Raw genomic sequence first — 6,094 nt, 5'->3', positions numbered from 1 at the left:
GCGAGGATCTCCGCACGACGCTCAACGATATCATTTGCGTACGAAGCATTCATGGTCGGTTACTCGCCATCCGTCCCGACGCGGGCAATGAGGGCCGCGAGCTCGGAACCAACCTCGTCGGGCGCAAGGGCGGAGACGTAACGCGCATCACTCACGGGGTCGAGCGTCACGCCCTCGCCCGAGGGGATGCGCATGCTCTCCAACTCCTCCTCATCCGCATCGGCGATGTCGTCGGCGCCCCAACGCTGACCGGTGAGCAGGAACACGAGGCGATAGGCGGATTCCATGGAAATGTTGGCGATGCGGTCCAGGTAGCGCGAGACCATGACGGTACGACGGAAGTCGTCCATCTGGGCGTCATCGGCCACTTCCATCGTCTCAGTGCGGTTAAAGACACGGAAGAACTCCTGATACGCACCGTGCACGGCCTCGTCCTCCTCCGAGAGGGCGAGCACCGCGGCGAGATCGTTATTCACGAGTGCCGCGGCGGTTGAGCCGAGAACCTGGTAGACGCTCGCCGCCTCCTGCTCGATGAGGGCAACCATCTCGGCGGGGAACTCGATGTCGTTGTTCACCTTGCGCTTGGCGGCACGCGCGATACGACGGACCTTGTCGCTCATGCGCTGGAGGTTGAAGTCGATGTAGATGATGGTCTGCAGCAGACGGAAATCTGAGGCGACCGGCGACTGCGTGGCGATGAGGTTGTAGCAGACGGCCTCGAGGTTGGCGCAACGGGCGTCGATCTTGTACGTCTTCTTCTTGGCGCGGCGCGCGAGCTCCATGTCGTCGGTCACGAACGCGGTGACGGCATCGTGAAGCGTGAGGTCGATCGACTCGAAAATGGAAAGCATCTCGTGGCGCGCCTCGATGAGCTGGCTTGAAAACAATTTGCGCATGTGCGCCTCCTAACGGGCAGGTGGTAGAAATGTGTGAAAAGGGGCCTGACCCCCCAATCGCACATCATGATGCAGGTTACCCAAAACGACCGGTGATGTAATCCTCGGTGCGCTTATCCATGGGAGTGGTGAAAATGGCGTCGGTCTCGCCGTATTCGATGAGCGTCGCGGGCTCCCCTGCAACCTCCTGCAGGAAGAACGCGGTGTGGTCGGAGATACGCGCGGCCTGCTGCATGTTGTGGGTGACGATGATGATCGTCATCTCGGGCGCGAGCTCGGCCATGAGGTCCTCGACCTTCTGCACACTCGTGGGGTCGATGGCGGAACAAGGCTCGTCCATGAGCAGTACGTCGGGCTGCACCGCGAGCACGCGGGCAATGCAAAGACGCTGCTGCTGACCGCCCGAGAGGGCCAGACCGTCTTTAGACAGCTGGTTGGAGACCTCCTTCCAGAGGTTGGCACGCTTGAGGGACTCCTCGACGATGTCATCCAGATCGCTCTTGCTCGTGACGCCCTGCAGGCGCGGGCCGAACGCGACGTTCTCGTAGATCGACTTAGGGAAGGGATTGGGCTGCTGGAAGATCATGCCCACACGGCGACGCAGGTCAACGGGGTCGACGCCCTCCGCGTAGATGTTGGAGCCGTCGAGCTCCATCGTGCCCTCGTTGCGCGTGCCCTCGATAAGGTCATTCATACGGTTCATGCAGCGCAGGAACGTGGATTTACCACAACCAGAGGGTCCAATGAAAGCGGTGATCTTGTTCTTGGCGATATTCAGGTTCACGTCGGTGAGCGCATGGAAGTCGCCATACCAAAAGTTGAATTCCTTGACGGTGATGGCGCTCTGCGCCGCCTCGGGCGCGTTACGGTAGACGGTCACGTGGAGCTCCTTACTTGCTCTTGCGGGAAAGCCAGCGGGCGAACAGGTTGAAAGCGAGAATGATGGCCATGAGCAGCAGGGCGGTGCCGTACGCCGCATTCATGTTGATGCCGTCATTCGCCAGCAGGTACAGATGGACCGTCATGGGGCGGCCGGAGTCGAGGGGCGTGATGGGCATGTTGATGGCCTGTCCCATCGTATAAAGCACCACGGCCGTCTCGCCGATGGCACGACCGATGCCGAGCACGATGCCCGTGGCGATGCGACCGAACGCCGAGGGCAGGACGATCTTGCTCACGACCTGCCACTTGGTGGCGCCCAGGCCGTAGGCGCCCCAGCGGATGTAGCGGGGCACGGCGCGGATGGCCTCCTCGGTGGTGCGCATGATGATGGGCAGCATGAGCAGCGCGAGGGCCAGGGCGGCCGAGATCATGGACAAGCCAAAGCCCATCGCCTCGACGAACAACGCGTAGCCGAACAGGCCCATGACGATTGAGGGCACTGAGGCGAGCGTATCGGCTGCGTAGCGGATAATGTTGACCAGACGACCCTGCTTGGCGTACTCGGCGAGGTAAACGGCCGCGAGCACGGCGATGGGTGTGCAGATGAGCATCGCCAGGGCGGTCACGTAGACGGTCGACACGATCGTGGGCCAGATGCCGCCTTCGGCATTGACGCCCTCGGGCCACCCAAAGATGAAGTCGAGTGAGATATGCGGGAGGCCGTTGACCACCACGTAGGCGATGATGGCAACGAGCACGAGCGTGGTGATGGCCGCAGCGACGCGAAACACACCGAGCATAATCTTGTTGCTCGTGTTCTTGGAGATGCGTTCCTTCTTACCAGAAGCGAGCGCGCGCTTGATGCGCTGGGCGGAGGACTCGGCCTGGACAACCGCCTCAGGAGCGGCGTTGGGGACCTTGGAGGCGTCTTGTGCTTGGGACATGGCCTACCCCTTCCTCATCTTGGAAAGCAGGCGAACGATGCCCACAAGCGCGGCCGATACGATAAAGAGCACCACGCCCATGCCGAACAGGGCAGTGCGGTGCAGACCGGAGGAATAGCTCATGTCGAGCGCGATCTGGCTCGTGAGCGTGGAGACCGGACTCGAGATAGACTCGGGGATGACCGGGGCATTACCCACGACCATGAGGACGGCCATGGTCTCGCCGATGGCGCGACCCATACCGAGCACGACGGCGTCGACGATGCCGAATTTCGCGGCAGGAAGCACGACCTTGTAGATGGTCTGCCATTTGGTGGCCCCCATCGCGAAACTCGCCTCGCGGATGCCCATCGGAATAGAATTAAGCGCGTCGATGGTGAGGGTGGTAATCGTGGGGACGATCATGATGGCGAGCACGAACCATGCGGTGAGCGCGCCGAAACCCAAGCCGCCCGTGAGGTCGGCGACGAAAGGACGGATGATGACCATGCCGAAAAAGCCGTAAATGATCGACGGAATGCCCGCAAGCAGGTCAACGGCGGGACTGATGAGCGCACGAACGCGAGCAGATGCGATCTCGGTGAGGTACACGGCGGTCCCCACACCGAGCGGGACGCCCAAAACGAGCGCGCCGACCGTCACGAGCGCCGTACCTGCGGCGAGCGACAAGATGCCGTAGTGACCCTCAGTGGGAGCCCAAGTGAAGCTGAAGAAGTTCGCCAGGCCGATATCGGTGAACACGGGAGCCGCTTGCATCATCGTGAACGCGAAGATGAGCACGACCGTCACGACGGCTAGGAAGGCGCAACCGAAAAACAGGTATTGAAGCGCCTTCTCCTTAAGGTAGGTGCTGCGCGAGACGAGCGCCAGATCGCGCTTGTGCGGAGCGTTCTGCTCGTTCATCTGACTCATGCCCCCTCCTCACTCATTTCGACCGGAATGAAGCCGGCCTCGCGGATCTGCTCATCCATCTCGTCGGAGAGGACATACTCGATGTACTCCGCAGCGGCGCCCGTCGGTTCGCCTTTCGTGAAGAAATACAGGTCGCGTGAGATGGGGTACTCGCCCGTGGCGATGGTCCCCTCGGACGGAGCAACGCCGTTGACGCTCATGGCGCGCACGCTCGTTTGAGCGTACTTGGACTCGACGAAGCCCATGGAAATATAGCCGATGGCACCGCGGGAACGACTCACGACATCGCGCACCTGGCCCGTGCCGGAGAGCACGGCGGCGCGACGGTCGAAAGCGGAGCCGTCCATGACGATCGATTTGAACGCCTCGCGGGTGCCGGAGGCCTCATCGCGGTTGACGAGCTGAATCGTCAGATCCTCGCCACCGACCTCGCTCCAATTGGTGATTTGGCCCGAATAGATGCCACGCAGCTGCTCAATCGTGAGGTCATGCACGGGATTCTCCGTGTTCACAATCACCGCGATGCCGTCATGGGCCACCGGCACCGTGGTGAGGCCGAGCTTGGACTCCTCGGCATTGAGCCCGCGCGAGGACGTCGCAATCTCGGCGGTACCGGTCGAGACGGCCTCGATGCCGGCAGAGGACCCAAGACCGCTCACGAGCACGCCGATGCCGGCCTCTTCCTTAAAGAGCTCAGCGGCTTGTTCGGCGATGGGCAGGCAGGTCGTAGAGCCGGCCACGGTAATGGATTCCGTCGCACCCTCCGAGCTGCAGGCGGACAGGGCCGCCATAGTCGACAGGGACACAACCGCTGTCGCGAGAAACAGCGGGATGCGGCGGCGCTTGAGCGGAACCGAACCTTCTTGCCCTCGATCTGCGAAAGATGTCGCTGCACGCGCATTGCAGAACTGGGCGGAGGGAATACGTCGCACGGAGGGACTCCGATCTCTTCGAGCGATTGACGCAGGCACGCGGGTGCACCCTACACCCGCGCCACATCCCGATATGGTATCAAATGTTGTACCTGCGCAAGTGCTCGACGAGCCCAAGCCCCTATAAACACCCTTTGGGCGCGACTATTCCGTCTGTTCGGTATCGGCGCCGTCTTCGATAAGCGACGCGAGCGCCTCGCCCACCTCGTCGGGCGCAAGGGCGGCGACGTAGCGCGCGTCACGAGCGGGATCGAGCGTCACGCCCTCACCCGCGGGAACGCGCATGCTCTCCAGCTCATCCTCATCGGCATCGGCGAGGTCATCGGCGCACAGGCGCTGGCCCGTGAGCAGGAACGTCAAACGGAACGCGGCGTCGATGGAGATGGCGGCGATGCGATCGAGGTAGCGCGACACCATGATGACACGGCGCAGGTCGTCGAGCGATGAATCATCTGCCATGTCCTCGGCGTTCATACGGTTGAAGGTGCGGAAGAACTGCTCGTAGATCTCGTGAACCGCCTCGTCCTGGTTGGAGAGATCGAGCACGATCCCCAAATCGTTGTTCACCAGGGCGGACACCGATGCGCCGAGCACGCGATACACGCTCTCCGCCTCACGTTCGATAAGGTCAACGAGTTCGGCGGGAAGCTCAATTTCCTGAGCGACCTTGTGACGCGCGGCACGTGCGATACGGCGGACCTTGTCGCTCATGCGCTGGAGGTTGAAGTTCACGTAGATGATTGTCTGCAGCAAGCGGAAGTCCGAGGCGACCGGTGACTGCGTGGCAATGAGGTTGTAGCAGACCGCTTCGAGGTTGGCACTGCGCGCATCGACGTGATCGGCGGCCCGCTGAGCCTTCTTGCCAAGATCCTTATCGTTGGCGATAAACGCGTTCACGGCATCGTGCAGGGAAAGGTCGACCGCCTCGTAGATGGAGAGCATCTCGTGACGTGCCTCGATGAGCTGGCGGGAAAACAGTTTGCGCATGGGGGTCCTTCGCGACGTGTGGTTTTATACCAGGCAAGTCTAACGTCGGCCCCGCACGCCTCGCGTAAACGCAATGTCAGGGAAATGAAAGGGCTGCCCTAAGGGAGGCCGTTGACCATCATCGATCCAGATGGTAACAACGTCGAAAACTAGGCTTCAAATCGCGCCGCTTTTCGACATTGTTACCCTCCTTCGGCTTCGACTCCGAGCATCCTGCCAGAAACACACATACAACGGCGTCTAACGAGAGCGCTGGCCAACCCAAGGCTCCCGGCTAGGCGATCACCGCGACAGCGGCGTGCCGCCCGCACGTCCCGCCCTCGGCTCGATATGAGAAGAAGCGGTCGTTATCGCGAACGGTGGACAGGCCCTGGTCCCAAATGCTCGACGCGGGGACGCCGGCCTCGACGAGCGCCTGCCGGATGGCGCGCGACAGGTCGAGCAGGCGCGTCACACCGGAGCCGTGCCAGCCGAACTCTTCATCGAATCGCCCGATGAGCTCATCGGACACCTCGTACTCATCGCCTTGGATGTGCGGCCC

At 61.9% G+C, this 6,094-nt stretch carries 7 protein-coding genes; all 7 read right to left on the bottom strand.

Features of this window, described 5'->3' with window-relative positions; translation table 11 throughout:
- Nucleotides 1-59 precede the first annotated feature (59 nt).
- A complete protein-coding gene (locus ACT8II_RS09010) occupies nt 60-896 on the bottom strand; it encodes a phosphate signaling complex PhoU family protein (RefSeq protein ID WP_294121814.1) in 837 nt (278 codons plus the stop codon).
- Between the two features lie 76 nt (nt 897-972).
- Nucleotides 973-1,776: a phosphate ABC transporter ATP-binding protein PstB gene (gene pstB / locus ACT8II_RS09005; RefSeq protein WP_294121813.1), complete on the bottom strand. Its 804-nt coding sequence runs from the start codon at nt 1,774-1,776 to the stop codon at nt 973-975.
- 10 nt (nt 1,777-1,786) lie between these two features.
- Nucleotides 1,787-2,722, bottom strand: coding sequence for a phosphate ABC transporter permease PstA (gene pstA / locus ACT8II_RS09000; protein WP_233546221.1), 936 nt, complete (start codon nt 2,720-2,722; stop codon nt 1,787-1,789).
- 3 nt (nt 2,723-2,725) lie between these two features.
- The gene (gene pstC, locus ACT8II_RS08995) at nt 2,726-3,634 is read right to left on the bottom strand and encodes a phosphate ABC transporter permease subunit PstC (protein ID WP_443813886.1); all 909 of its coding nucleotides are present in this window, start codon (nt 3,632-3,634) and stop codon (nt 2,726-2,728) included.
- Nucleotides 3,631-4,566, bottom strand: a complete 936-nt coding sequence (locus ACT8II_RS08990; RefSeq protein ID WP_412108100.1) for a phosphate ABC transporter substrate-binding protein — start codon at nt 4,564-4,566, stop codon at nt 3,631-3,633. Before ACT8II_RS08990 ends, pstC begins: the two co-directional genes overlap by 4 nt.
- Before the next feature lie 144 nt (nt 4,567-4,710).
- On the bottom strand, nt 4,711-5,553 hold the full coding sequence (locus tag ACT8II_RS08985) for a phosphate signaling complex PhoU family protein (RefSeq protein WP_118654154.1): 843 nt from the start codon (nt 5,551-5,553) through the stop codon (nt 4,711-4,713).
- 274 nt (nt 5,554-5,827) lie between these two features.
- Nucleotides 5,828-6,094, bottom strand: a 267-nt coding sequence (locus ACT8II_RS08980) for a laccase domain-containing protein (protein WP_443813883.1), incomplete at its 5' end; no start/stop codon positions are given.

This window comes from Collinsella sp. (assembly GCF_052346665.1).
Taxonomy (GTDB): Bacteria; Actinomycetota; Coriobacteriia; order Coriobacteriales; family Coriobacteriaceae; genus Collinsella.
Note: the sequence above shows the minus strand (reverse complement) of the source record. Positions and strands in the feature narration are given on the sequence as shown.